The sequence below is a fragment of the Enterococcus sp. AZ063 genome, assembly GCF_051715045.1.
In the GTDB taxonomy this organism is placed as follows: Bacteria; Bacillota; Bacilli; order Lactobacillales; family Enterococcaceae; genus Enterococcus_D; species Enterococcus_D casseliflavus.
Genome location: NZ_JBIOTA010000001.1, coordinates 1,813,986 through 1,838,566, shown reverse-complemented (window position 1 = coordinate 1,838,566; position 24,581 = coordinate 1,813,986). Strand labels below are relative to the sequence as shown.

At 42.9% G+C, this 24,581-nt stretch carries 27 protein-coding genes; 24 read left to right on the top strand and 3 right to left on the bottom strand.

What is annotated here, in order from left to right; all coding sequences use genetic code 11:
- Positions 1-191 precede the first annotated feature (191 nt).
- From IGK61_RS08485 to IGK61_RS08390, 20 genes are all read left to right on the top strand, one after another.
- A complete protein-coding gene (locus IGK61_RS08485; protein WP_167827274.1) occupies positions 192-1,061 on the top strand; it encodes a shikimate dehydrogenase in 870 nt (289 codons plus the stop codon).
- Between the two features lie 39 nt (positions 1,062-1,100).
- Positions 1,101-2,126 carry a 3-deoxy-7-phosphoheptulonate synthase gene (gene aroF / locus IGK61_RS08480; RefSeq protein WP_074535802.1) on the top strand — a complete coding sequence of 342 codons (1,026 nt, stop codon included), beginning with the start codon at positions 1,101-1,103 and terminating at the stop codon, positions 2,124-2,126.
- A gap of 36 nt (positions 2,127-2,162) precedes the next feature.
- On the top strand, positions 2,163-3,218 hold the full coding sequence (gene aroB / locus IGK61_RS08475; RefSeq protein ID WP_015509713.1) for a 3-dehydroquinate synthase: 1,056 nt from the start codon (positions 2,163-2,165) through the stop codon (positions 3,216-3,218).
- Positions 3,219-3,237: 19 nt separating this feature from the next.
- On the top strand, positions 3,238-4,404 hold the full coding sequence (gene aroC / locus IGK61_RS08470) for a chorismate synthase (RefSeq protein ID WP_074535804.1): 1,167 nt from the start codon (positions 3,238-3,240) through the stop codon (positions 4,402-4,404).
- 44 nt (positions 4,405-4,448) lie between these two features.
- Positions 4,449-5,531 carry a prephenate dehydrogenase gene (locus IGK61_RS08465; protein ID WP_074535806.1) on the top strand — a complete coding sequence of 361 codons (1,083 nt, stop codon included), beginning with the start codon at positions 4,449-4,451 and terminating at the stop codon, positions 5,529-5,531.
- 9 nt (positions 5,532-5,540) lie between these two features.
- Positions 5,541-6,830 carry a 3-phosphoshikimate 1-carboxyvinyltransferase gene (gene aroA / locus IGK61_RS08460; RefSeq protein ID WP_074535808.1) on the top strand — a complete coding sequence of 430 codons (1,290 nt, stop codon included), beginning with the start codon at positions 5,541-5,543 and terminating at the stop codon, positions 6,828-6,830.
- Positions 6,827-7,333: a shikimate kinase gene (locus IGK61_RS08455; protein WP_074535810.1), complete on the top strand. Its 507-nt coding sequence runs from the start codon at positions 6,827-6,829 to the stop codon at positions 7,331-7,333. The genes aroA and IGK61_RS08455 overlap by 4 nt, the downstream gene beginning before the upstream one ends.
- A 1-nt stretch (position 7,334) precedes the next feature.
- Positions 7,335-8,216, top strand: a complete 882-nt coding sequence (pheA, locus tag IGK61_RS08450; RefSeq protein ID WP_074535812.1) for a prephenate dehydratase — start codon at positions 7,335-7,337, stop codon at positions 8,214-8,216.
- Entirely contained in the window at positions 8,191-8,661 is a 471-nt protein-coding gene (locus tag IGK61_RS08445) for a GNAT family N-acetyltransferase (protein WP_074535813.1), read from the top strand. The genes pheA and IGK61_RS08445 overlap by 26 nt, the downstream gene beginning before the upstream one ends.
- Positions 8,662-8,777: 116 nt before the next feature.
- Positions 8,778-10,052, top strand: coding sequence for an LCP family protein (locus IGK61_RS08440; protein WP_074535814.1), 1,275 nt, complete (start codon positions 8,778-8,780; stop codon positions 10,050-10,052).
- 93 nt (positions 10,053-10,145) lie between these two features.
- The gene (locus IGK61_RS08435; RefSeq protein WP_005235946.1) at positions 10,146-10,994 is read left to right on the top strand and encodes a DegV family protein; all 849 of its coding nucleotides are present in this window, start codon (positions 10,146-10,148) and stop codon (positions 10,992-10,994) included.
- 177 nt (positions 10,995-11,171) lie between these two features.
- Positions 11,172-11,714, top strand: coding sequence for a GNAT family N-acetyltransferase (locus tag IGK61_RS08430; protein WP_074535816.1), 543 nt, complete (start codon positions 11,172-11,174; stop codon positions 11,712-11,714).
- Complete coding sequence (locus tag IGK61_RS08425; RefSeq protein ID WP_074535818.1) at positions 11,707-11,964, top strand: TfoX/Sxy family protein; 258 nt, start codon at positions 11,707-11,709, stop codon at positions 11,962-11,964. The genes IGK61_RS08430 and IGK61_RS08425 overlap by 8 nt, the downstream gene beginning before the upstream one ends.
- 188 nt (positions 11,965-12,152) lie before the next feature.
- Positions 12,153-12,632, top strand: a complete 480-nt coding sequence (locus tag IGK61_RS08420) for a DUF6530 family protein (protein WP_005235941.1) — start codon at positions 12,153-12,155, stop codon at positions 12,630-12,632.
- Positions 12,633-12,650: 18 nt separating this feature from the next.
- Positions 12,651-14,918 (top strand): AAA family ATPase, encoded by a 2,268-nt coding sequence (locus IGK61_RS08415; protein WP_438844789.1) that lies wholly within the window; start codon positions 12,651-12,653, stop codon positions 14,916-14,918.
- Between the two features lie 137 nt (positions 14,919-15,055).
- Positions 15,056-15,694 carry a hypothetical protein gene (locus IGK61_RS08410; protein WP_074535823.1) on the top strand — a complete coding sequence of 213 codons (639 nt, stop codon included), beginning with the start codon at positions 15,056-15,058 and terminating at the stop codon, positions 15,692-15,694.
- An 87-nt stretch (positions 15,695-15,781) separates the two neighbouring features.
- Positions 15,782-16,450, top strand: coding sequence for a hypothetical protein (locus IGK61_RS08405; RefSeq protein WP_074535825.1), 669 nt, complete (start codon positions 15,782-15,784; stop codon positions 16,448-16,450).
- Positions 16,451-16,465: 15 nt separating this feature from the next.
- Positions 16,466-17,314, top strand: coding sequence for a sce7725 family protein (locus IGK61_RS08400; protein WP_074535827.1), 849 nt, complete (start codon positions 16,466-16,468; stop codon positions 17,312-17,314).
- Between the two features lie 120 nt (positions 17,315-17,434).
- Positions 17,435-17,587 (top strand): hypothetical protein, encoded by a 153-nt coding sequence (locus IGK61_RS08395; RefSeq protein ID WP_010748347.1) that lies wholly within the window; start codon positions 17,435-17,437, stop codon positions 17,585-17,587.
- 1,448 nt (positions 17,588-19,035) lie between these two features.
- Complete coding sequence (locus IGK61_RS08390; RefSeq protein WP_074535832.1) at positions 19,036-19,446, top strand: hypothetical protein; 411 nt, start codon at positions 19,036-19,038, stop codon at positions 19,444-19,446.
- 159 nt (positions 19,447-19,605) lie between these two features.
- Here the strand turns inward: IGK61_RS08390 and IGK61_RS08385 are convergent, their stop codons facing one another.
- Positions 19,606-19,992 (bottom strand): hypothetical protein, encoded by a 387-nt coding sequence (locus IGK61_RS08385; RefSeq protein WP_074535834.1) that lies wholly within the window; start codon positions 19,990-19,992, stop codon positions 19,606-19,608.
- Between the two features lie 213 nt (positions 19,993-20,205).
- Between IGK61_RS08385 and IGK61_RS08380 the strand changes: the two genes are divergently transcribed.
- The 4 genes from IGK61_RS08380 to IGK61_RS08365 all read left to right on the top strand — a co-directional run bounded on the left by IGK61_RS08380 (position 20,206) and on the right by IGK61_RS08365 (position 21,622).
- Complete coding sequence (locus IGK61_RS08380) at positions 20,206-20,574, top strand: hypothetical protein (RefSeq protein WP_074535836.1); 369 nt, start codon at positions 20,206-20,208, stop codon at positions 20,572-20,574.
- 36 nt (positions 20,575-20,610) lie between these two features.
- Complete coding sequence (locus IGK61_RS08375; protein WP_010748343.1) at positions 20,611-20,889, top strand: hypothetical protein; 279 nt, start codon at positions 20,611-20,613, stop codon at positions 20,887-20,889.
- Positions 20,886-21,173: a hypothetical protein gene (locus tag IGK61_RS08370; RefSeq protein ID WP_005226077.1), complete on the top strand. Its 288-nt coding sequence runs from the start codon at positions 20,886-20,888 to the stop codon at positions 21,171-21,173. Before IGK61_RS08375 ends, IGK61_RS08370 begins: the two co-directional genes overlap by 4 nt.
- A 95-nt stretch (positions 21,174-21,268) precedes the next feature.
- Positions 21,269-21,622, top strand: coding sequence for a DUF2200 domain-containing protein (locus tag IGK61_RS08365; protein ID WP_015509694.1), 354 nt, complete (start codon positions 21,269-21,271; stop codon positions 21,620-21,622).
- A gap of 315 nt (positions 21,623-21,937) precedes the next feature.
- Here the strand turns inward: IGK61_RS08365 and rsgA are convergent, their stop codons facing one another.
- Positions 21,938-22,879, bottom strand: coding sequence for a ribosome small subunit-dependent GTPase A (gene rsgA / locus IGK61_RS08360; protein ID WP_074535839.1), 942 nt, complete (start codon positions 22,877-22,879; stop codon positions 21,938-21,940).
- Positions 22,880-23,031: 152 nt separating this feature from the next.
- Complete coding sequence (mgtE, locus tag IGK61_RS08355; RefSeq protein WP_074535841.1) at positions 23,032-24,396, bottom strand: magnesium transporter; 1,365 nt, start codon at positions 24,394-24,396, stop codon at positions 23,032-23,034.
- Positions 24,397-24,581: the final 185 nt, after the last annotated feature.

Genomic DNA, 24,581 nt, shown 5'->3' with positions numbered 1-24,581 from the left:
AACGCTAAGTTTGTATCTATGATGGCTAGAGCATTTCGTAATGAATTCGCAGCCACGTAGATCGTAAAATCTATAGTGGCTATTTTTTATATTCACATATCGGCTCTGTCGTTATGTAATGTTTGAAGGTGTTCACTGTAGATTCTTAAATTTACGGTGGACATCTTTTTTTGTTGAAAGGAATGAACCAGATGAAACAAATGATAACCGGACACACACGGTTGGCGGCACTATTTGCCAAACCAGCCAAACACAGCATCTCTCCAGCGATGCACAATCTTTCTTTTGAAGAACAAGGGATCGACGCCGTGTATCTGGCCTTTGATGTTGAGCCGGATGATTTAGCCGCTAGTATCCAAAGCATCCGTCAGTTGGACCTCTTAGGTGTCAATTTATCGATGCCTCATAAAATGGCGGCTGTAGCGCTGATGGATGAATGTTCACCAGCAGCCGAGTTGATCGGCGCAATCAATACGATCGTCAATCAAGAAGGACGCTTGATTGGGCACAATACAGACGGCATCGGCTTTATGCGAGCTCTTGAGGACATTCAAGTATCCATCCTTGGCGACACCATGACGGTGATTGGAGCTGGTGGAGCGGCGACAGCGATCATTAGCCAAGCCGCACTAGACGGCGTCAAAACGATCCATGTCTTTAACCGCAAGGATGAGTTTTATCCAATCATCCAAGAAAAATTAACACAGATTGCACAAAAAACAGCTTGTGAAATTACCTTAACCGACTTAGAAGATCAGATGGCTTTAAAAACAGCCATCGATCAAAGCAGCTTATTGGTAAATGCCACGGGCGTGGGAATGAAACCAAATGATACCGAAAGTCCTCTGAAAGATAAAACACTCCTGCGGGAATCATTAGCTGTCTATGATGTCATCTATAATCCAAGAGAAACGCAGCTTTTGAAAGATGCGAAAGCAGTCGGCGCCAAAACTGCAAACGGCTTAAGCATGCTACTCTATCAAGGTGCAGCCGCATTTGAACTTTGGACTGGCAAAGCGATGCCTGTTGAAAAAGTCAAAGCACTCATCGAATCCATGTAAAAAATAAAAAACAGAAAAAAACGAAAGTAGGAAGAAAAAATGATCGTAATTATGAAACCAGGCGCTACGCCAGAACAAGTTGAAGTTGTTGTAACAAGAATCAAAAAAGAAGGCTTAGATGTTCAAGTCAACCAAGGAAAAGAACAGGTCGTTATCGGCTTAAAAGGGGATACCCGCCGCATCCAAGATGTTGCTTTTCGCAGCTACGAGGGTGTCGAAGATGCCATTCGGATCTCAAACACCTACAAATTGACCTCTCGTGAGTTCCATCCGCAAGATACGGTTGTGGATGTAGATGGCGTGAAAATCGGTGACGGCAACTTTGTTACGATGGCTGGTCCATGTTCGATTGAAGGCTTAGACCAAATTCGTGAATGTGCCCGAATCGCTAAAGCTGGTGGTGCACAAATCTTACGTGGTGGTGCCTTCAAACCACGCACGTCGCCATACGCATTCCAAGGGCTGGAAGAAGAAGGGCTAAAATACATTCGTCAAGCAGCGGATGAAACGGGCATGAAAGTCATCACAGAAGTCATGGACGAAGGACATATCGATATGGTTGCGGAATACAGTGACATTTTGCAGATTGGTGCTCGGAACATGCAAAACTTCAAATTGCTAGCTGCCGTTGGGAAAACTGGGAAACCAATTGGCCTTAAACGAGGCATCTCTGGCACGATCGACGAATGGTTGAATGCAGCGGAATACATCGCCGTTCAAGATAAAAGTGAAGTGATTTTCATTGAACGTGGGATCCGAACTTACGAAACAGCAACCCGTAATACCTTTGATCTAAGTGCGGTACCAATCATCAAAAAACTGAGCCACTTCCCAATCATCGTTGATCCTAGTCATGGAACAGGTATCTGGGATCTCGTACCGCCTATGGCTAGAGCGGGTGTTGCTGCTGGCGCCGATGGGATGATCGTTGAGATCCATCCAGATCCAGCCAATGCTTGGTCTGATGGTCCTCAATCACTTAATGAAAAAACGTACATGAACATGATGAAAGAAGTCCATATCATAGAAAAAGCGATGAAAGAAATCAAAGCGTTGCAAGACTAAGCGTCAAGACAACCAATAAAAGAGGTGCAAAAATCAATGTTACACATTCATTTAGAAGAACATTCCTATGATATCCTCATCAAACGAGGGGCGTTTCAAAAAGTCGGAACCTGGGTGCAACAGTTGTGGGACAAACAGCGTATTGCCGTCATTACAGACAGCAACGTCGCACCCCTGTATGGCGGACAAATCGTCGATTCCTTAACCGCTGCAGGGTTTGAGGCAACACTGTTAGTCGTACCAGCTGGCGAAAAAAGCAAATCACTAGAGCAAGCAGCTAATTTATATGATGGTCTTGCCCAACTCGGAATGACCAGAAGCGATGGGATCATTGCCCTTGGTGGCGGTGTGATTGGTGATCTTGGAGGATTTGTTGCTTCTACTTATATGCGCGGCATTGATTTCTTGCAGATTCCAACGACGTTATTGGCACAGGTCGATTCAAGTATCGGCGGAAAAACAGCTGTAAATACTGGCAGTGCCAAGAATCTCGTCGGGACATTTGCACAACCAGCCGGTGTGATGATCGATCCAGATTTACTTACAAGTTTGCCCCTCAAACGCGTCCAAGAAGGCATTGCTGAAATCATCAAGTCAGCCGCTATTGCAGATCCTGAGCTTTGGCAAACGTTAGCAGGTTTGAAAGATGAAGTCGATCTTTTGGCACATGCTGAGAAAGTAATCACTGCTTCTTTAAAGGTAAAACAAAAAGTAGTAGAAGAAGATCCTTTTGATCATGGCAGTCGTCTGACACTGAACTTCGGTCATACGATCGGGCATGGCTTAGAAAGAACAGCCGCGTTTGACACCAGTCATGGCGAAGGGGTTGCAATGGGGATGATCATGATCACCCGTCATGCAGAAGCCATCGGATTAACACCAAAAGGTACGACCCAGCAGCTTACAGAAATGGTTGAGAAGTTTCATTTGCCGATCACACCAAGTGAAATAGATAAAGAGCAATTATACCAAGCAATCACTCATGATAAAAAAGCCCGCGGGCAACAATTGAAGATTATTCTATTAGAAGCGATCGGACAGGCGAAAATCGTGACGATCCCGACTGAAAAAATCAAAGACTACCTATTATAAGAAAGGAAGGTAACGGATCATGCGTTATATTACAGCAGGCGAATCACATGGACCAGAGTTGACCGCCATTATCGAAGGTTTACCGGCAGGATTGCCATTAACAGCAGAAGACATTAATTTTGAATTAGCGAGACGACAAACCGGCTATGGCCGTGGGGGACGGATGCTGATTGAAAAAGACCAAGTCCGTATCACTTCGGGTATCCGTCATGGAAAAACACTAGGCTCTCCTGTGACTTTAGTGGTTGAGAACAAAGATTGGAAAAACTGGACCAAGGTCATGGCGATCGAAGAGGTACCAGAAAAAGACCGCAAACTAAGACGAGTGGCACGACCAAGACCTGGTCATGCTGACTTAGTCGGCGGCATGAAATACCATCATCAAGATTTACGAAACGTCTTGGAACGTTCATCTGCCCGGGAAACGACTATGCGGGTAGCCATCGGAGCAATCGCGAAGAAAATTTTAAAGAAGCTTGGCATCGATGTGGCAGGTCATGTAACAATGTTAGGCGGCATCAAAGCGGAAATTCCTGAAGGGTTGACCGTCAAAGAAATCGCAGAACGCTCTGAAGCTTCAGAAGTAAGGGTGTTAGATCCGTCAGTCGAAGAAGAAATCAAGCAGCTGATCGATCAAACGAAGAAAAATGGCGATACGATCGGCGGTGTAGTGGAAGTACTTGTTGGCGGCGTTCCTGCTGGTTTAGGCAGTTACGTGCAATGGGACAAAAAACTTGATGCGAAAATCGCCCAAGCCGTGGTCAGCATCAATGCCTTTAAAGGTGCTGAGTTCGGCGTTGGCTTTGAGGCTGGTGTTTTGTCAGGTTCCAAAGTCATGGATGAGATTTTATGGGACGAACAACGAGGCTATACCCGTCGCAGCAACAACCTTGGCGGGTTTGAAGGCGGCATGACGAACGGTGAACCAATCGTGGTTCGTGGTGTTATGAAGCCGATCCCGACCTTGTACAAGCCCTTGCAAAGTGTGGATATCGACAGCAAAGAACCGTATAAAGCAAGCGTCGAACGCTCAGATAGCACCGCTGTACCAGCAGCCAGTGTTGTTTGTGAGAGTGTGGTGGCGACAGTGGTGGCCAATGAACTATTAGAAAAGTTCCCAAGTGATTCATTCGCAGAATTGACCGCATCTGTTCAGGCGTATCGAGAATACTTGTTAACCTACTGATTAAAGAACCAACAAAAATTCCAGTAGAAATGAGGATTCTTTTCATGAACCAAAATATCTTTGTCGCCGGTCTAGGATTGATCGGCGCTTCCTTAGCAAAATGTATCAAAAAGGCACATCCGCAAGTGCATTTGATGGGGTGGGATTGTCAGGAAACCAATGAGATCGCATTAGCAACAAATTTAGTAGACGAAGTGCCCCCTTCATTTTCTGAAGGTGCTGTCCGTGCCGACGTGATTTTGTTGGCATTGCCGGTAGAGATCACCAAAAAATATCTTGCTGAACTGGGGGCACTTTCATTAAAGTCTTCGGTGCTAGTAACAGACACCGGCAGTACCAAAGCGGAAATCACCCAATTCGCCGAGTCCTTTTCCTTTGATTTTATTGGGGGCCATCCGATGGCTGGCTCTCATAAATCAGGGATCACAGCAGCCGATGAGAACCTTTTCGAGAATGCTTACTATATCTTCACACCGACGAAAAGTCAGCGGATAGAAGAGCTGCAAGAGCTTTTTCGCGGCACTAGAGCCAAATATGTGGCACTTGCTCCCCAAGAACATGATCAAATTACAGGGATGTTGAGCCATCTGCCCCATATTATTGCTTCGGGATTAGTCAATCAGGCAGATGCCTTCAACCACGAACACCCCAGAGCGCAACAACTTGCAGCAGGCGGTTTTCGCGATATCACTCGCATCGCTTCTTCAGATCCTCGCATGTGGACCGATATCTTATTGAGTAATCGACAGGAACTGCTGCAGCTGATCGATGAGTGGCAAAAACAAATGACGACCATGGCTCACTGGTTGCAGGAAAAAGACGAAGGGTCGATCTTTCGGTTCTTTGAATCCGCGAAGGAAACACGGGATCAATTGCCGGTTCATCAAAATGGCGCGATCCCGGCATTCTATGATCTATTCATCGATGTACCGGATCATCCCGGTGTTGTCGCTGAAGTGACGGGACTATTGAGCGAACATCAGCTCTCTTTGATCAACTTAAAAATTCTTGAAACTCGAGAAGACATCATTGGTGTTTTACAGATTTCATTCAAAACGCAAAATGATTTGCTGCAAGCAGAGCAGCTGATCCAAAACAAGACGACCTATTCGTGTCGAAAAAAATAGGAGGCTGGGATGAAACTAAAAAAAGCAACACATTTAAAAGGGACGATAGCGGTCCCTGCTGACAAATCGATCTCGCATCGCAGTATCATGTTCGGGGCGTTAGCTGAAGGAACAACGACTGTCCAAAATTTCTTACGTGGAGAAGACTGCTATAGCACCCTTCATGCATTTCAATCATTAGGGGTTCCGATCCATGATGACGGTCAGACGATCACGATTGAAGGACAGGGCTTCAATGGCCTTAAGCCTGCCCACGAACCAATCGATATCGGTAATTCTGGTACAACGATTCGTCTAATGATGGGGATTTTGGCTGGACAGCCATTTACAACTACCTTATTCGGTGATGACTCATTGAATAGACGACCAATGAATCGCGTGATGCTGCCATTAAGAGAAATGGGGGCAAACGTTACAGGTCATGAACAGACGGAGTTCCCACCGATCACCATTAATGGTACTGCTTCTTTACAGCCCATCAATTATCAGATGCCCGTAGCAAGTGCTCAAGTAAAATCAGCGTTGATTTTTGCGGCATTGCAAGCACAAGGTACGTCGACGATCATTGAAAAAGAGGCGAGCCGTAACCATACTGAAGAAATGATCCGTCAATTTGGTGGCGTCATCACAACACAAGGCAAAACGATCACTGTGACGGGACCTCAAACACTCCAAGGACAAGAAGTAATTGTTCCTGGTGATATTTCCTCCGCTGCTTTTTTCCTAACAGCCGGCGCGATTATGCCAGAAAGTGAGATCGTTTTAAAAAATGTCGGGATCAACCCCACTCGTACAGGAATTCTTGACGTGCTAGAGGAGATGGGTGCTTCGATTGCTTGTTCTAATCAAGACGATCAGAATCAATCAGCTGACCTTACCGTTCGAAGTTCTACCTTGCAGGCAGTAACCATCGCCGGCGATATTATCCCACGCTTGATCGATGAATTGCCGATTATTGCGTTGTTAGCCACGCAGGCGCATGGCAAAACAGTGATCAAAGATGCGGAAGAACTAAAAGTAAAAGAAACCAATCGAATTGATGCAACTGCCGAAGAGTTGACAAAACTTGGGGCGGACATCACTCCCACCGAGGACGGCTTGATCATCAACGGTCCAACCCCTTTGCATGGCGGACGTGTGTCAAGTCGGGGGGACCATCGCATCGGCATGATGCTGCAAATTGCCGCCTTATTGACAGATGAAGAGGTAGAATTAGAAAAAGCTGAAGCCGTAGCAGTTTCTTATCCTGATTTTTTTGAGGATGTCGCACGTTTGGCTAAAGGAGGAAACAGCGAGTGAAAAAAGTGATATTAATTGGCTTTATGGGTGCTGGAAAAACCACGATTGGTCGTCTTTTGGCTGAAGAAACGAACCAGTCTCATGTGGATTTTGATGATTTGATCGTTGCTGAAATCGGCATGACCATTCAAGAATTTTTTGACCAATACGGTGAGGAAGCCTTTCGCAAAATCGAAACGGATATTTTAGCTAAAACTTTGGCAAAGGAACAGATTATTTCCACAGGTGGGGGCATTGTATTAAAAGAAGAAAATCGTCAACTTTTAAAAGAGATGCCGCTCGTCGTGTATTTAAAAACAGATCCCGAGGAACTGATCCACCGCTTAAAGGCGGATACTGGCAGCATTCGTCCCTTAGTCGTCTCAAAATCACCAGAAGAAATATTGGCTGTTTACCGTCCTCGGATCCCGCTTTATGAAGAAACTGCTTCATTGATCGTTGAAACGACGAACAAAACACCAGAAGAAATCGTACAGGAAATTTTGATCAAAGCAGGTGCATAAAATGAAGATTGGTTATTTAGGACCGAAAAGTTCCTTTACGCATTTAGCTGCGCAAGAAGCGTATCCAGAAAATGCCTGTATCCCTTATGGATCGATTCCACTTTGTATTCAAGCGCTAGCTAACGGCGTGATCGATCGCGCGGTCGTTCCGAACGAGAACTCATTAGAAGGGTCCGTTCATGCCACTATTGATACACTGTTTCGTCAAAATCAATTGAGCATCGAACAGGAAATTATTTTACCGATCAATCATCAATTGTTAGTTTCTCAGCAAACAGTAAAAGACAACCGTCCCATCACTAAGATAATTTCTCATCCGCAAGCTTTGGCGCAATGTGCCGACTTCATCGAAGCCCGATTTGCTGGTGCTATTGTTGAGGCGGTTGCTTCCACAACGACTGCAGCAGCCTACGTAGCAAAACATCCAGAAGAAGCAGTTGCGGCGATTGCTTCCAAAGAAGCCGCTTTGGCTTATCAGTTAACGATCAAAGAACCCAATATTCAAGATGTTGCCTTTAATCAAACCCGTTTTTGGGTTTTGACGAAGAAAGCAGCAAATACCCAATTACCAGAGCAGACCGCTGAGAAAGCAACGATTTTTGTGACACTGCCAGCAAATCGCCCGGGGATCTTGCACAAAATCTTAGCAACCTTTGGCTGGCGAGAAATTGATTTAAGCAAAATTGAATCGCGGCCGTCAAAAACCACCTTAGGGGAATACTTTTTCGTGATCGATCTGGTGATGGACAAACCGTGGCAACTGATTGTAAATGCCTTTGAAGAGATTCAGTTGTTGGGTGGTCACGTCCATCTTCTCGGCGTGTATTCCGTAAATGTTGTTGAGGAAGTGACAAAAAATGACTCAAGTCAAAATAAAAATTAGCCAAGATGAAACACTTTTAGCAACGTTTCATAAAGAGATCCAAACACAGCACCATCAATGGTACCCAACGATTTTTAAGCCCTTTGATCAGTCAAGATTTGAACAAGCAATCACACAGCAGCTGCAAGAGCCAAGCCACCACTTTTTTATCGCTTGGTTGGCGGACCAGCCTTGTGGCTTTGTGCATCTTCAAGAGGTCTGTTTGCCACAAAATGCGATGATGCATGAACGAAAGTGGCTGGAAATTGCAGCGATCGCTGTTGACCCTCGGTACCAAGGGATGCATATTGGAAAACAATTGTTGGCATTTGCTGAAAATGTTGCGCTGGAAAAAGGCTTCGATGATCTCTCACTAAACTTTTGGTCGGCAAACCAAGTGAAATCATTTTATGAGCAAGCAGGATTTGTGAGCATACGACAAGGCGCATCAAAGCATCTAAGGTAAAATATGAAGAAATTTCCTAGAAAAAGGTTAAAATTTCAGAAAATAGCTTTCTTTCTATAAGGTCTAGGGTATCCTTATAGACAGAGAGCTATTTTTTAGTTGGAGGATCAGAAGCAATGAGCAGGATGGAAAAAAATAAAAAACTGCATGAACGGCTAGAAAAGGAATCCAGTCAGGCAGCCAAAGAAAGTATCTTTGCCCGTCGAGAAGCCAAAAGAAGAAACCAGCGCGTCAGACCGAGTGATTCTACTTCTTCTGCTGATGAGCGAGTAGGAGACATTCCGTATCAAAACACCGAGCATCCTAGTGCAAGCGACTCTCGTGCGGCTAAAAGTTCTCGAGAACAGTCACAAGTAGGAGCAATAAAATCTGAGGGACGAAAAAGCGCGATCCCTCCGCTATCTGCTCAGAGGCCTGCGATGCATCAAGGCCAGGAACAAAGCAAACAAAAACCGCAAAAGCTTAAGAAGACCAAGCAACCCAAACAAAAGAAAAAGCGGAAGCACCCAGTTCTACGTATTGTGGTTCGGGTACTATTGGTGCTTTTTGCCTATTCATTGATTGCGTTTCTTGTCGGTCAGCAAGTCGCAAGAAGTGACGCTGCTTTTGCTACGACTGATGAAGAGACCTTTAATGGTACGGCCGCTGCTAATGGTGCTCGGAATATATTGCTCATTGGTAGTGATAGTCGTGAAGGAGAAGCTGGACGCGCAGACACTATTATGGTTTTGCAATTAGAAGGTCCCAGTAAGCAACCGAAGCTGCTTTCCTTTATGCGGGATACTTTAGTTACGATTCCCGGTTATGGCGAAAACAAGATCAATGCGGCGTATGCCTTTGGTGGTGCTGATTTAGTCAGACAAACATTAGCGGAGAATTTCGGGCTAGAAACCAACTATTATGCAAAAGTTGACTTTCGTTCCTTTGAAAAAGTGATCGACACACTGTTTCCCTCAGGTGTTGCTATCAACGCGGAAAAAGATATGAGTAAAAATCTTGAAGTTGCCATCAAACAAGGGCAACAACAAATGAATGGGCTTGAGCTGTTGCAATACGCACGCTTTCGGATGGACGAAGAAGGTGACTTCGGTCGTGTAAGACGACAGCAGCAAGTAATGGATGCGATCTTTAGCGAAATGAAAAATCCTTTAGCTATTTTAAAATTGCCTTATGCAGCAGGAAAAGTCTTAGGCTATGCTTCCACCAACCTGCCAATGTCTTTCCTATTAAAAAATACCTTCTCGATTGCTCGAGGGGCGGGAGGAGTCGACAGCTTGACTGTCCCAGTCGCTGACTCTTGGCAATACGGTTCAAGTGCGAGTGCTGGAAGTGTGTTAGTCGTCAATCTTGAAACCAATCAACAAGCGATCAGGAATTTTCTTAATGAGTAAGCAGAATGAAAAGTTCTGAAAACCATTTGAAAGTAAGTAAATTTATGCTATATTATTAATGACGTTTGAAATTTGTTGAAACGAGGAAAAAGAATGAAATTAGCCGTTGTTACTGACAGTACAGCTTATCTGCCGGAACGGATCAAAAACCATGAAGATTTGTTTATCATACCGATTCCTGTTATTTTAGATGGAAAAGTCTACAATGAAGGTATCGACATTGAAGCTGATGAGTATTACGCTTTGCTGAAAAACAGCAAAGAATTCCCAACCACTTCTCAACCGGTATTAGGAGAAGTGTTAGCCTTATATGAGTCATTGAAAGATCGCGGTTACGACACGATCATTAGTATCCACTTATCAAGCGGTATCTCTGGATTTATCGGAACGCTTTATGGAATCACCGATGAAATCGAAGGCGTTCAAATCATTCCTTACGATTCGAAGATCACAAGTATGCCGATGGGCCACATGGTAGAAACCGCTCTTGATCTATCAAGTCAAGGCAAAACCGTCGAAGAGATCATTTCCCATCTGGACACTATCAGAGACAATACCTATGCCTATTTGATCGTGGACGACTTGAATAATTTGGTTCGCGGCGGTCGCTTAACCAATGGGGCAGCCTTGATTGGCGGATTATTAAAAATCAAACCGATCTTGACCTTTGATCAAGGAAAAATTGTGCTTTACGAACGCATTCGTTCCAGTAAAAAAGCATTCAATCGCGCAGAAGATATCATTGGTCAACGGGAGCAAGAAATCGCATTGCCTGTTAAATTTTATGTAATCCACGCCAATAATTTAGAAGTAGCGAAAGAAGAAAAAGCGAAGCTACAAGCGAAATACCCAAATGCAGAAATTGAGATTGGTCACTTCGGACCAGTTATCGGCACGCATTTAGGAGAAAAAGCCATTGGGATCGCTATTTCAGCGCAATAATTATTATTTTTTCTATGTTCATTCACGCCTTTATCTTTTCAAGACATTGTATGTTAGAACCTGTTAGACGTTTGTCTAGCTGGTTCTTTTTTCTGCTTTTTTGAGATTCGCTTGTAAAAAATCACACAAACTCGTACAATAGGATCAAAATGAAGGACTGACAAAGGAGGAATTGCTATGAAGTGTTCCTTAAGAAGGTGGCAAATGAGCGATGCGCAAGATTTAGCCCATGCGTTAAATAATCAAACCATCCACGATTATTTACGAGATGGGTTGCCATTCCCCTACACGGTCGCAGATGCACAAGCCTATATTCGATCTGTGGAGGAAGCAGAATTTGCCTTTGCGATCACTGTGGATGACCGAGCAGTCGGCAGTATCCGTGCTGTTCGCAAAGAAAATATCCATTATAGAACGGCTGAGATTGGCTACTCGATTGCACAAGAGTATTGGGGAAAAGGCTTGATGACCCAAGCTGTTCGGCAACTATGTGACTATGTATTTAGTACATCAACTATTGTTCGTATTTCTGCTGAATCTTTTGCGAAGAATCATTCCTCTTGTCGTGTGTTGGAAAAGGCAGGTTTTACGTTAGAAGGCGTTTTGCGAAAGCATGCGGAGAAAAACCAACAGCTGTTCGACATGAAGCTCTATGCGTTGATTCGTCAAGAGAAAGAGGGGCAAGATGACCACAATAAAAAAGGAGAAACCTATGAATGAACTGCAAAAATTACCAAATGTAGGTCAGGTTTTAGCGGATCACCTGGTTCGTATCGGCATCAATACCCCTGAACAACTACGCACAAAAACGGCCGAAGAGGTTTTTCTAGCTATCCGCCACCAATGTGATGCGGACGCTTGCTTGCATATGCTCTACGGCATTGAAGGGGCGATCCAAGGCATTCCCAAAGCGCAGCTTGCAAGTGAGAGAAAGCAAGAATTGCGCCTTTTTTTCAATCAATTGAGTTAGTGAAGTAATGCGTCATAAAAAGCACTTTTTAAGAGCGTTTGTTTTTAGATGCTTCTTATCAAGTGCTTTTTCTATAAACATCTGTCCCTAGCTACTAGAAAAGACCTTTTGCTTGTTCCAAACCAGCTTCCTCATTATACTTACTCTATCTAGTAAATTACTAATTTACTAAACAAGGAGTGAGAATAATGAAAATACCAGAAAACTTGAAACATAAGCCCGTCATTAAAGTGGAAGACTATGATACTGTTGACGGAAAAAATGCGTTACATACAGATGCAAAAGGCCTTTCCCTCGGATTAGCACAATGGAATGATCGCGGAAAAGTCGATATCTCAGGCAAGGTTTGGCGCCATACAGGTGAAAAATGGTCTCGTCAGTCAGAAGAACTACCCCTCACTAGAATCTTAGATCTAGCAATCTTAGTGGCGCAATCTAGTTTGTATTTTCAAGAGGCCTATCGCCATGAAAAGTTTTACGATCCTGAAAATCCGTTGATCGAGATCATTGGCCTGCAAGGAAATCGTATGACCGTTGAAGTAGACACCGAAAATCCTAAAATCGATGAAGACATTCTGCTTTTTTATGATTCCTTGCAAAAAGATGGCGAGCTATACGGCGAACGCTTCAAAATCCTAAAGCGGCTTTTAGATGAGCTAGGTTATTAAGAAAAGGAGCAGATTGCCATGACACAAAATCAACCGTCTTTTGTCGTAACGAAAGGACGCGCTTTTAGCAAATTAGAACAAACCATGATTTGGAAAAAACCACAAAGTCATCAGACCAGTGCTGAAGAACTACGAATTGCTTCAGAGATCGCGTTGAATTGGGCGGATCCAGAGATGAAGATCTTCAATGTGTTGCTGGAAGGCGATGCTGGGTCGGGTAAGACCCAGCTGGCAAAGGCACTTTCTGCCGACCTGCAACTGCCCTACACCAAAATCACCTGCTTTGCGGATATGGATAAGTCAGATGTGTTTGGTGCTTTATTGCCAGTGATCAACACCGACCAAGAAGAGGACAAGGACTTGCTGGATGCGATTTATCAAAGTGATTGTTTTGAAGATGTCTTAGCATTGATCCAGCGGCATTTTTCCTTGACTCGTGAGCGGGCACGGGCGAAATTTGCGGAACTGATCGAACGGATTGAAACCAGTGATCAGCAACCGACGATTCAATACAAATTTTATCCCTCCGAAATCGTACGGGCGCTGGAAAAAGGCTATTTGCTTGAGATTCAAGAGCCAACGGTCATTCGTGATGCTTCGGTACTAGTGGCACTAAACTCGGCCCTTGAACAAAACGGGATGCTAAATATCCCGACTGGCTTTGTTCGACGACACCCTGACTGTGTGGTGATCATCACAACGAATCGGAATTACCAAGGTAACCGCCCCTTGAACGAATCCTTGCGAGATCGGATGCAGCACGCTGAAAAAATGGATTTACCTGAGCTAGCAGTCATGGTGCAGCGAGGCATTGCCAAAACCAATTATCCGGACAAAACGACTGCAGAGAAAATGGCTGAAATCATACGATTACTAGACGTGACCGCCAAAGCCAACGCCATCAAAGGGGTGGCGGGCATGCGTTCTTATTTTTATTGGTTAAATGCAGTCAAACAAGGACAAGATCCCTTTACAGCAATTGATAGCAAAGTGCTCTACAAAATCACTACCGATCCAAATGAGCTTTCTCTGTTACAACAGGCGTTAGAAGCTTCAGGATTATTGGCGCAATTGCGGCTTTTGTTTTCTGGACAACCGCTAAATGCCTTTAAAGAACAAATCAAAGGACGCCGAATCAGCAGCGAAGAGGCTGACCAACGCAATGTAGTGGAAGAAGGCACGCCCATCCTAAAAAATGAGCAAGTCCTTGAGACCGTCAATCAAGAAACTGAGGCGGAAACGATGGAAACCAGTGATTCTGACAAACAAGAAGCGAAAAGCGCAGCAACTGAGGCGACGTTTTCAGAAGAACTAGAACGCAATAGTCATGATGGCCAAGCAAAAGCTGGGAGTGAGACACAAGAGGCAGCTCCTGCTTCTCATTCTTTGTCCATAGAAGCGTATGAAGCCCAGGAGAAAGAAAAGAAAACCACGGCATCAAAGGCAGCACGACAAGCATTGAAAGAATCGATCCATGCCAAAGAAGGGCTGATCGTTCATCGACCACCCGTCGATTTAGAAAAAGCGACTGAAGCCCAACAGCGTTTGCAGCCGTTGCTGCCGATCGTAGAGTCATTGATCAAGCAAACCCAAGAAGTATTGGAAAACGAACAAGCTTCGGCATACAGTAAAGGTAAGTACAGTGGTACACGCTTTGATGCCAGCAAGATTGCGTATCAGGATTTCCGGACCTTTGACAAGAAGAATCCACCTCACGAACAGCCTTCCTTAGCTCTTGCTTTGCGCATCGATGAATCAGGTTCGATGATTCGAGAAGATCGGATATTGTATGCCCAACAGGCGGTCTTAGCGGTGAATGCTTTTGCCGAACGTTTATCTTTGCCATTGATGATCTATGGCGACACAGCGGACGTGACCGCTCGTGAAAAAACCTCGCTTTTTGCATACAAAGAATTTAATGAAGGCTTTGAATTTGTGCCAGAGAAACTCATGACAATGAAGCCTCGGCAAAATAACCGTGATGGAGCTGTCTTGCGTGTGCTAGCTGAAAAGCTCGCTCATCAGCCGGCAACCACTAAATTACTCTTGAATATCAGTGATGGCCAGCCAAAAGCTCTTCCTGATTATACAGGGGTAAAAGCCAAAGAAGATATTCAGCAGGTGATCGCTGACTATGAACGACAAGGGGTGCTGTTTCTTGCAGCTGCTATTGGGCAAGACAAAGAGGTGATCAAAGCGATTTATGGGGAAGAACGCTTTATTGATCTTTCCAATCTAACAGAATTTCCGCAGCGTTTGTTGCAGCTACTGACAAGGTATTTGTAAACGTCGATAGCTAAAGGGAAAAGAGTGTGGACTGCATGCCGCACTCTTTTTTTGATTATAATTATATTATGTAAACAAGATGATATTTGTCTAAATTTGGAAAGTTCTGTAAAATAGACGCCAAAAGGAGGGTTATCATGAACAAATGGCGGTACTTCTACTATCCTTGCCAATTCGGCTGGCACGCAGCACTTCGTAGGCGCAGTTTGCTGATGAGTGGTGTATTGGCGATTCTTCTACTGATCATCGCCATCTTTGCAGAGCATTGGCTAGTGTTTTTTCATCAATGGCTACAATATGAAACAAATAGCAGTGAGAATCAGATGGATCTCACGTATGCCAGTTGGCTTTTCTTTTTGCAGTTGCTACGCTTCGTACTAGGCGTTCTAACTATAGGCTTGATCGCCGCCTTTTTATGGCACTGCAATCACATGTATCGTTTTCATTTGATGGGGGAGGAGCAGCAATCTCTGAGTATTCGGTTGTTGTTAGGACAGTCTCCGTTGTTAATCACCTTTGAAGAGCTTTTCTTTGTAGGCATTCAAAGCATTGTTATTAGTTTGATAGGGCTTGTCAGCGGTCTGTGGCTTAGTCAAAAAGCACTGCAGGATTTTTTCCATTTCTTTCATCTTCCCGCAGGCTTTACTTTTGAATTTCCCTTTAAAGGTCTATTAATCGCTCAACTTGGTGTGCTCTTGCTGCTTTTTTTGTTACGATTCCGCGGTACAAAGAAGACGGTTGAAGAGATTCTCGTTAACGGATGCCCGAATGGGTGAGAGGATGATAGGCTGCTTTTATTTCCCTCTTCCAAAATGCGAACATATGTTTTATAATAGGTGAAACAAGACAAAGGTCGTGAATTTGTGAAGACATCCTTAACTTTAGAAATGGAAGAGGCACTTTATTATTATTGTCGGGAAAACAGTGATATTGTGGTAGAAGAGGTAGTCATGCCAGATGATCACGGCATCGTGGATACTTTGAGTTGTCGCTTGACGACTGAAAACACGTTTGAATGGCGTTGCTACGAACTCAAAGTTAGTTTGGCAGATTTTCGCTCAAAAGCAAAACTATCCTTTATTGGGAATTATAATTATTTTGTCTTACCCAAGGCATTGTATGAGAAAGTCAAAGATCAGATTGGACCTACAATTGGTGTTCTGGTCTATCATGCATTTCTTGAAAAAGAATCGGGCAGCAAAGGGTATTTCAGTGTCGAAAAGAAGCCCCAACGGCAAGAGCTGCAGGTTCCAGAAAATGCCTTATTGTTTCGGTTGATTTCGGCACAAGCGCGAGAAGTCGGCAAAGCAAAACAGACTGCTCGAGGATTGCGGGTATTTTCAACAGAACGTTTGTACCAAGAACTGAAGAAACGTCAGCCTGAGTATGACTTGTTCGGTGGTGGAGTCAATTACTATGATCGATTTATTGAAGATACTCAGCTGCAAGCGATCGAAGCCTTGAAAGAAGAATTGGCCGCTACGAGATCAGCCTATGAAGCGCTGGAAAAACGTTTTTTATCAGGCGAGTAAGAAGGAGAGAAGAAGATGTACTTCCCGTATATTCGTGGAAAACAATTTGATTTATTGGCGTTGAAAGCACTGTTGGAACAAGATTGTTTGTCAGACGCGATCCAGCCGATCATTGAACCAGTCAAGCAATCAAAAACGTTTTGGACGACCATTGACCTGTTTCAAAGGAAGCAGCATCCTTTTTATCTGGTTCGCAATCCACAGGCGGGAGCTTTTCTGACGGCAGAGGGGTTAGCAGAGATGCAAAATGTTGCTGCCCCTAAAGCAATGATCGTAGATCGCCCCATTGAGACAGTGGAAGAAAAGCCTGATCTTTGGATCATCCATCAAGCGGACCAAGCACTCGCTAGTGATTGGCGGGAAAATACGCTGCCGGTGCTGGTAAGCAAAGAGTTTCGTTTGTTAAATAAAATCAACGGCCCGAAACTACTGATGGAAGATCCGTTTACCCGTTTACCTAAAAATAGTTTTTATACAGAATGTCCAGACGAAGGATTTTCAAAAACCCATCATCTTTATCATAAATTGGGCTATGCGGGATTTAGTGATTTTTCTGTCGATAGCAAAATTTATTATGAGCACAGTTATCCCTCAAAACGGTTGGTTTTGCATTGGATCTATCCGACAGCAGAGCAAGACTTGCGAATCGTTCACTTATTTTCTGAGGAAGAATTACCAAGTCAGAAAGAAAAGTTTTTCGAAGTCATGGAAGCTTTGTTACAGCATGAGGAAGAGTATCCTACGCAAACAGCTGGGCTGCAGCTATTAGTTGCTGCTTATCAGCAAGGGGCGTTTCCTGGTATGGGCGTTATTCGGAAAGCTGCCGTTATGAATCACTTGGAACTCGTCAGTCGTCTTATTTAGTCGCTATACGCATACGATTGTAGGCTCTAACAAAATACTGCCATTTATTGTACAAAACACCTTGATTGCACCCATTGTTTTCAGGATAGTGATAAAATCAGGGAAAAGGAGTTGGCGCTCGTGGGAACAAAAGATAGAGAATATTATCGAAATGAAGGAAAAGAATTTGAAAAAAACAAGAAAAACCTGCTTATTCGACGTTTAAATCAACTAATCGTTGTCTTGGTCATTTTGATCATTGTCTTTTCGGCGATCCTGTATTACATAGTTTGAAACTTTCCGTAGCTGTCATTGCTTTATTGGCAGCAACAAAACGAAACTTGTACTTAGATGACTGTGCACCCTTGATTAGGACTCGCTATGGGAATCTGATCCGTTTAAGTGAAAACTGAACGCAACGAAATGTTTCTTGTTTATCGTTGCTGGTTTGCCTGTGATCAAGATTCCCATTAGGCTATTAGTTAGCACAAATTTGCTGGGTTAAGTGCGAATCATTACTGATAAGATCGTGAACAACGATACTTGACTGATTCATTGAGTTTGGCCAGCAGCTGCAAACAAACCTTGAATTCAAAGATTCAAGAATCAACAAGATCAAATACAGACAAAGGTACAGGTATAATTTGTCAGTTGATTTTCTTATCAGACCTAGAACAAACAAAAACTATCGCTCAAATAACCATTTTTTTGGATTATGCTGCCAATTAGGTGAATTTAAAGGAAATATTCCTAAATAAGAGGGAGGAGAGCCGTAAAATTACCAGTTAAATACGGTGTTCGAAAAATTTTATATTTTAGTTTACATAATATATATTATACAAAGTTATATTCGAAAAAGAGTTCGTGATATTTTAGACAGTTCAAGTCAATTTTGCATCATTTTACCTCCCTCCGAATGACTTTTATCAGAAAATTGTCTCTAATTCATCTAAAATTTAACTAAAGCTAAGAATTTCTTATTTTACAAGTTTCTTCAGATTCTTTTTGGATTTACTAATCAACAGATTGTTAACGGTCTTGTAGCAAGTTACATACGGATTCGTCTTTTTTATCTCAGCAAATACAGAATCAAGCTATCAGCCTTGATTCACGAACCAATCGGTTTGATTGTATGCTATAATCATGTTGAAAATCTTTGAGCTTTTACCTAGAACTTTATTCATATATAGCCAATCCATTTCAAAGTTCTTACACAAGTAGTTAGACGTTGCAAATGCCAGCAAATATCTATTACATGATTCGATAAAAAAGAACCCTAAAATCATGTAGATAATTTAGGGTATTTCGTTATTTAATATAATTGTAATGTTCATAGGTCGACATAAACGTCCATATTTTGCTAAAAAAGTCTGAATAAAGCGCCGTTGATCATTCCTTGGAATACTAGAATCATGGCAAGTAAAATCAAACCAGCAGCTACCCATAAGCTTATTTTTCCTTTTCGTCGACTGCTGAACGGGTTTTGCTTCAAGTTGCCACTCGTCAGGATGAAATACATAATCATGCTGAATGATATGAGCAAAATAATTTCTATCCCTATACCTAACCATAATCGCTGATTGTTTATTATTGTCATTTTATCACCTCAACTCATTTTACCATTAATGAGTTGCAGACTACTGATTTGCCTGGTTTGCAGCTTGTTTTTTCCACTGTGTAATTAACACCCGATAAAAGCAATTCCATCCGTATAAGCTGACAATTTTAAAAGGAGAATAATAATGAAAAAGAAGAAGCAATTAAAGCTAGTCTTTTTACCAAAAATCTGGGCGTCACTCCTCTACTTGCTTTTCGTGTTCACAGCCCTCTTCCTCTACTTATCAAAGTACTTGGACGTTTCTTTCTTTACTTCGATGTATCCTGACTTTTATCTTCATATCTCCAATTTTTCGATTAGTTTGATTATTGGCTTACTGGGGTACTTTTGGCTTCTCGTAGGTGCGCCATTTAAAGCCGTCACGCTATTGACCCTGCTCTTACTCATTGCCAATCTATTGAGCGAGACTGTCTTGGGCTTTATGAACACCCCTGATCGAATCGATTTACTTTTTGGGATTGCAGGAACGCTCGTCGCATATTTTACTTTGGCAATGATCAAAAGACACGGTTTAGTCAAGAATCAATCGGTTTGATTCAAACAGTCGTGACTTCTCCTTATATGATCCCCCTTGCTACTTAGGTTCAACCCATTTTTTGGGAAAAGAAACATCTTGCTGCAGTGATTTAGCCGAAAAAAGCACTCAATAAAGGGAGTGCTTTTTTTCGTTTCCATTGGCGATACTTTCGTATGGCTAGTCACTTGGTAGCCAATACAATGGACTTAGCTGTAGATTTTCCCAATACGGGTTGTGAAACCCTATCAAATAGTGCATAGCTAAATACCCAAAAATCATAAAGCCAAATGACAAAGTCACGATCCGTCCCCACCGTGGTATTTCTTTGATAAATAGACCTAGCATACCTATCAATAAGGGGAACGAATAATTAAACAGTAAATCACTTCTAATATTTTGGTTCCGAGGATCCTTCATTATTTTGTCATTTAAGCCCCAACTTATGCCGACGATCACAAACATAAGCGCCAGAATAGTCAATCGTTTGGGATCAAAAAGCCACTGTTCTTTATCTTTCCTACTTGCAAAGTAGATCGTAAGCAGGACCACGATTAATCCAGACATACTATTCTCCTTTTTCGCCAGCTATTTTCTAAAACGTTCATGATTACTTCAGGATAAATTATAACATATATAGTATAAAAAAACGATACCCGCCACTATCCCCTTGTTTGATGCACTTTTTAGATGTTTCATAGAAGAATCAGAAATTTAAAAATCTGTTCGCTTTACAAAAGAGAACGTATGTTTGTATTATATAGATAAGAGGTGATTGCTATGGGTATGCTGCAACCATATGAAGATCGGAAAAAGCTAAAGTGGCAAGGATTCTTTTTATCTGAGCATACAACTGAAATTGAAGAAGAGCCGACACGCACGTTTGATTGTCCGCCTAAGCCGTCACTCACAACGGAAGAAATCAATCAATGCTTATTCGAAGCGATGAAAAAGAATCTAACTGTGGCGATCCAACGAGAAGAAGTCAATGAAGAAGGTGGCTATCCCCCAGATATTGTCGGAAAAATCAACGGATACGACACATTGGGCATTTATTTGACGGGAGAAACCACAGAAAAAATTCATTATGATGAGATTCGTCATGTTGCTTTTTATGAAGAGAAAAAATGGTTTGATCTCAACGAATGATCCGCTTTTTACTACTTACTAAAGGAGGAATACCTGATGCAAACACAAAAAGGCGCTGTCTCAAAAATAAGGATCGTCTCCTTTGCCCCCTCCCCTTTGGTCCGCTTTACACTAGGCACCACCAACTGTTTGATTGCGAAGCACAGTTTGAATTTTTTAGGCGATGTTGATGAGGGCATGTTTCTAACTGTGGGTGGCTATTGGAATAAGCGCCACCAATTCGTGGTGCAAAAGTATACGGTATACGGCAAAACAAAAATCATGTTGGATATCGATGCCTATCGACAAAAAACAGTAAAGGCGGGTTCATTATGAGAGCAAGAGACCTCTTGACAGCACTGACAACGTCGTCGAGTGCAGCAGATTACCAAGGAATTTATTTAACTTACAAAGAAAACCTGATTCCTTTTACGACGATCGCACAAGATAGTCATAACCAATTGATTTTATTTTTCGAACCCAAAAAGCCTGCTTTGACTCTGAAAGAATTATATACACAGCTAATGCTGCATAAGAATTTGGACTTGCTCTATTGGGATGGCGAGTCACGACAAAAGGTATTGGGGTTTCGTGAACAAGAAGAAAAAATCATCCTTTAGTCCCCTCGCCTATTTTGGCACACAACAAAAGTTGAAAATCTCGGCAAAAAGAAAAAAATGAAGTATACTTTGTGTAAAGACTAAAGGAGTTTATCATGAAAAATCAAAAGATTACCCAAATGAGTTTTGCGAAAGTCTATCCTCTGTATATTGCCAAAGCAGAACGGAAAAATCGGACAAAAGAAGAAGTAGATCAGATTATTACCTGGCTGACTGGGTATGACCAAGAAACACTCCAACAGATGGCTGATGATGTTTCTTTTGAACGCTTTTTTAAGCAAGCCCCTCAGCTCAATCCTGCACGAAAACAGATTACTGGTGTGATTTGCGGGATTCGGGTAGAAGAGATCGAAGAGCCAATAGTTCAAGAAATTCGTTACCTAGATAAACTGATCGATGAATTGGCGAAAGGAAAAGCCATGACGAAAATTCTGCGCTCTGCTGAATGAGGCGTTTTTTTCGAGTTGCTATTTAAGAATCAACGCTTTATACTAGAAATACCTTGGCAGGGGCAAATCATTGCTCAAAACACAGTGGGACAACACCCCACTGTGTTTTTTTATCCTGCTTTTCTTGACGACAGCTTGTAACCAGGCAGGCGATCTTAGTTTAGTTCAACCACTTAGCATGTAGTGCCCTTTGGAATTGGCCGCCTTTTCGTGAAAACACAAGAACGTTGGCTGCGGCTCTCCTCTTCTTTACTCAACAAGGCGCTCTTGACACGTACAAAAAAGCACTCCTCTTATAGAAAGGAGTGCTAACTATTACTTTTTCATTTCTTTGATCTGTTCTTTTCGTTTCAAATACGCCAGCTCTTTTTCCATTTTGCGATAGCGAGCGAAGGCTGCTTCTGAAAGCTCACCGGCAGCAATAGCTGCTTTGACCGCACATTTCGGTTCTGTTTCATGCTGACAGTCTCTGAAGAAACAACCTTCAGCATATTGACTGATCGCTTCAAAGGATTGCTCGATCGAAGCTGACCGAACGGTACTGATGCCAACTTCCCGCATGCCAGGAGTATCGATGATCATTGCGCCAGAGGGCAGTGTGAACAACTGGCGACTCGTCGTCGTGTGTCGTCCTCGACTATCCTCTCGTATGTCATTGGTTTTTTGAACGGCTTGCTCCATGAGCTGATTTAATAAGCTGGACTTCCCAACGCCTGACGAACCGATAAATGCACTGATTTTTCCGTCTGAAAAGTAGGCTTCTGTCAGCAATTCGTTCGGTTCATAAATAGAAGTAGCGAATGCTTTCACACCAAAAGCATCGATTAATGCTTGCAACAGCTCTGCTTTTTCATCAGCTGTGACTTGATCGGCTTTGGTCAAGAGAATCACTGGGTTAGCGCCACTGTCCCAAGCGATCGTGACAAAGCGCTCTAACCGAGCGAAATTGAATTCTTCATTGGCGCTGGTTGCAATAAAAACCGTGTCGATGTTCGCAGCGATCCCTTGTTCATCCGTCCGATTTCCAGCTACTTTTCGTTGTAAAAAACTCTTTCGTGGGAGCAAAGCATCAATCAAGAAATGATCTTGATCATACACCTGCCCTTGGACAAAATCACCAACAATAGGATAATCCTTTGGCACTCGTGCCTGTTGACGAAATTTTCCTGAAACGGTTGCTAAACATTCTTCTCCTGTGGTCAGGCGGACTTTTGCGATATCCTTAGCCTGAAAGACCACGATTCCTTGTTTTTCCATGATTTCCCTCCAGTTAATTAGGAGGCCGCACTTAAAAAGAGAAACCTCCGAGTTGATGTTGCTTCATTTGATTTGTCATAGGACATTTCCCCTTTCTATGTTGTGCTCATCATGCGATGTCGCTTTATTATACCACTGGAACGGACAGTATGCTAAAGCAAATGACCCAAAAGAACATTTACTGAAACGAAGTAGATAAACAAGCCAGCAATATCTTTGATCGAGGTGATGATCGGTGCCGAACCGGCTGCTTGGTCGATGTTTAGTTTAATAAGTACAAACGGGACTAAAAAGCCAAGTGCTGCGGCTAAGGTCATAGCAAAAACTAATGAAATCCCAACAGCGACCCCTAACATCGGGATCCCTTGCCAAAGTGAAGCAGCGGTTCCAGAGATGATCCCGACGATCAAGCCTAGACTCAAACCGATCCAAACTTCTTTAAAGAAATGGCGGGTGAAGGTTGAAAGATCAATATGCCCTAACGACATTCCCCGAACAAATACAGTAGAGGATTGTGTACCAACGTTTCCACCCATATCCATGATCAAAGGAATAAAAATCGCAACGGCTGCCACCGACTCCAACGTTTGTTCAAATTCATCAATGACGACCCCAGCTAAAAGCCCAGCAACAAGCGTGATCACTAAGAATGGCAAGCGGACTTTCCAGATTTGCCACAGGCTGCCATTGATCAAAACATTACTACGGTCTGCTTCATTAGAAGCAACATCGACTAAACCAGCGGCATTAAACATGTCTTCCGTTGTTTCTTGCTCGATGACATCGATCGCGTCATCGACGGTAATGATCCCAACGATTCGTGATTCCTTGTCTACGACTGGCAGCGCAATGATATCTAGTTCATTTAGCAAACGGGCTGCTTCTTCCTGGTCGGTGTCCGTGGTCACATAAATAACTTTTTGGGACATGATCTCACTGATGCGTTGCTCCCCTTGTGCCATTAAGAGATCTTTCAGCGACAAAACACCTTCTAACGTTTTCGTTTGATCAGTAACATAAAGCGTATAGATCGTTTCTTTTTCTTTGGCTTGCATTCGCACTTTTTCTAACGCTTGATTGACCGTCATATCTTTTTTCAATGTGATGAATTCCGGTGTCATCAAACGACCCGCAGTTTCGGCTTCATACCCTAGTAAGAGGTTTGTTGCAGCACGTTCATCCGGTGCCATTGATTGTAAAAGTTTTTGTGTTACGGTCGCTGGCAACTCATCCAAGAGTCTTACTCGGACATCTGGTGCCATTTCGTTCACAAACTCGGTTGCCCGTTCATCGGTGAAAGAGCGTAATAAGTGTTGTTGTGTAGCTGGTGTCAAATCTTCAAACAGGATAAGTGCTTTATCTTTCGGTAATAGTCGGAAAACGATCACTTTTTCATCCGCGGATAAATTGCTGAACAATTGTAACAACGGCAGCTCTTCCATTCCTGATACGAGTTCTTTTAATTTTTCAGAGTCTTTCTGATTTAAATAATGTAAGATGGTTTCTTGCTGGTTCATGGGATACACTCCTTCTCCTGTAATTTTGCTCAAAGAAAGAAAGGAAATCGTTCAGAAAATTGTCCAGATTTCTTTCGTTTGAAGGTTGCGTGCTATACAGCTGAAATTTCGTTCCGCAGCTGGAGATGCCTGTTATTAAAACAAGCATCAAAGGGAAATAGCAACAACTTTATTCATTATATCAC

Excerpts from the sequence above, each read along its gene's own strand:
- IGK61_RS08390 (WP_074535832.1), top strand. The coding sequence starts at position 19,036 with ATGAAAAAGAAGAAGCAATTAAAGCTAGTCTTTTTACCAAAAATCTGG.
- IGK61_RS08465 (WP_074535806.1), top strand. The coding sequence starts at position 4,449 with ATGAACCAAAATATCTTTGTCGCCGGTCTAGGATTGATCGGCGCTTCC.
- aroC (WP_074535804.1), top strand. The coding sequence starts at position 3,238 with ATGCGTTATATTACAGCAGGCGAATCACATGGACCAGAGTTGACCGCC.
- IGK61_RS08425 (WP_074535818.1), top strand. The coding sequence starts at position 11,707 with ATGAATGAACTGCAAAAATTACCAAATGTAGGTCAGGTTTTAGCGGAT.
- IGK61_RS08420 (WP_005235941.1), top strand. The coding sequence starts at position 12,153 with ATGAAAATACCAGAAAACTTGAAACATAAGCCCGTCATTAAAGTGGAA.
- aroB (WP_015509713.1), top strand. The coding sequence starts at position 2,163 with ATGTTACACATTCATTTAGAAGAACATTCCTATGATATCCTCATCAAA.
- rsgA (WP_074535839.1), bottom strand. The coding sequence starts at position 22,879 with ATGGAAAAACAAGGAATCGTGGTCTTTCAGGCTAAGGATATCGCAAAA.
- IGK61_RS08485 (WP_167827274.1), top strand. The coding sequence starts at position 192 with ATGAAACAAATGATAACCGGACACACACGGTTGGCGGCACTATTTGCC.
- IGK61_RS08410 (WP_074535823.1), top strand. The coding sequence starts at position 15,056 with ATGAACAAATGGCGGTACTTCTACTATCCTTGCCAATTCGGCTGGCAC.
- IGK61_RS08380 (WP_074535836.1), top strand. The coding sequence starts at position 20,206 with ATGGGTATGCTGCAACCATATGAAGATCGGAAAAAGCTAAAGTGGCAA.
- IGK61_RS08430 (WP_074535816.1), top strand. The coding sequence starts at position 11,172 with ATGAAGTGTTCCTTAAGAAGGTGGCAAATGAGCGATGCGCAAGATTTA.
- aroA (WP_074535808.1), top strand. The coding sequence starts at position 5,541 with ATGAAACTAAAAAAAGCAACACATTTAAAAGGGACGATAGCGGTCCCT.
- aroF (WP_074535802.1), top strand. The coding sequence starts at position 1,101 with ATGATCGTAATTATGAAACCAGGCGCTACGCCAGAACAAGTTGAAGTT.
- IGK61_RS08400 (WP_074535827.1), top strand. The coding sequence starts at position 16,466 with ATGTACTTCCCGTATATTCGTGGAAAACAATTTGATTTATTGGCGTTG.
- mgtE (WP_074535841.1), bottom strand. The coding sequence starts at position 24,396 with ATGAACCAGCAAGAAACCATCTTACATTATTTAAATCAGAAAGACTCT.
- IGK61_RS08365 (WP_015509694.1), top strand. The coding sequence starts at position 21,269 with ATGAAAAATCAAAAGATTACCCAAATGAGTTTTGCGAAAGTCTATCCT.
- IGK61_RS08370 (WP_005226077.1), top strand. The coding sequence starts at position 20,886 with ATGAGAGCAAGAGACCTCTTGACAGCACTGACAACGTCGTCGAGTGCA.
- IGK61_RS08385 (WP_074535834.1), bottom strand. The coding sequence starts at position 19,992 with ATGTCTGGATTAATCGTGGTCCTGCTTACGATCTACTTTGCAAGTAGG.
- IGK61_RS08375 (WP_010748343.1), top strand. The coding sequence starts at position 20,611 with ATGCAAACACAAAAAGGCGCTGTCTCAAAAATAAGGATCGTCTCCTTT.
- IGK61_RS08445 (WP_074535813.1), top strand. The coding sequence starts at position 8,191 with ATGACTCAAGTCAAAATAAAAATTAGCCAAGATGAAACACTTTTAGCA.
- IGK61_RS08435 (WP_005235946.1), top strand. The coding sequence starts at position 10,146 with ATGAAATTAGCCGTTGTTACTGACAGTACAGCTTATCTGCCGGAACGG.
- pheA (WP_074535812.1), top strand. The coding sequence starts at position 7,335 with ATGAAGATTGGTTATTTAGGACCGAAAAGTTCCTTTACGCATTTAGCT.
- IGK61_RS08440 (WP_074535814.1), top strand. The coding sequence starts at position 8,778 with ATGAGCAGGATGGAAAAAAATAAAAAACTGCATGAACGGCTAGAAAAG.
- IGK61_RS08415 (WP_438844789.1), top strand. The coding sequence starts at position 12,651 with ATGACACAAAATCAACCGTCTTTTGTCGTAACGAAAGGACGCGCTTTT.